Here is a 530-nt window from a genome sequence, read left to right on the forward strand (position 1 = left end):
ACATGGTCGGCGAGGTAACTCGCCACCGCCAGCTCGCGGCCGTTGAGCGTGGCGTCGCCGACGCCGCTGGTACCGTCGTCGCAGATGATCTTGAGCGTGACGAAGTTACGCCCGGGCGAGGTGATGATGACGCGTGCGTCCGTGATGACGGGCATGGCGCCGCTCCTCAGCTCGCGGCGTCGAGCGGAGAGACGAGCGGGGCGCCGCCGGGCATGCGGCGCGGGGCATCGACGGCGGTCACGCGAACTCCTCTCCGATCATCCAGGCCGCCGTCTGAGCGCGACAGCTTGCCAACCCGGCTGGTAGCGATACCGTGACCGACAGAGTGCGGCCGGTCAATGCCGCGCGGGAGAGGCAGATGGGCGCACGCATGGTTCACATCACGACGATGGTCGGCGCCGTCGCGCTGCTCCTCGCCAGCACCGCGTCGGCGCGCGCCGACGACGGCTACCGCCTGTGGCTGCGCGCCGACGCGCCCGCCGGGCCGGGCGCGCGCGTGACGCTGCGCGGCGACGGCGCCACGCTGCGGC

The 530-nt window shown here is 72.8% G+C and carries 1 pseudogene; it reads right to left on the reverse strand.

Annotated features, from left to right (window positions below):
• Window positions 1-155 (reverse strand): annotated as a pseudogene (locus K7957_RS20195) (bifunctional D-altronate/D-mannonate dehydratase); the annotation flags it as partial.
• Window positions 156-530: the final 375 nt, after the last annotated feature.

It is taken from the genome of Sphingomonas yunnanensis, from assembly GCF_019898765.1.
In the GTDB taxonomy this organism is placed as follows: domain Bacteria; phylum Pseudomonadota; class Alphaproteobacteria; order Sphingomonadales; family Sphingomonadaceae; genus Sphingomonas; species Sphingomonas yunnanensis.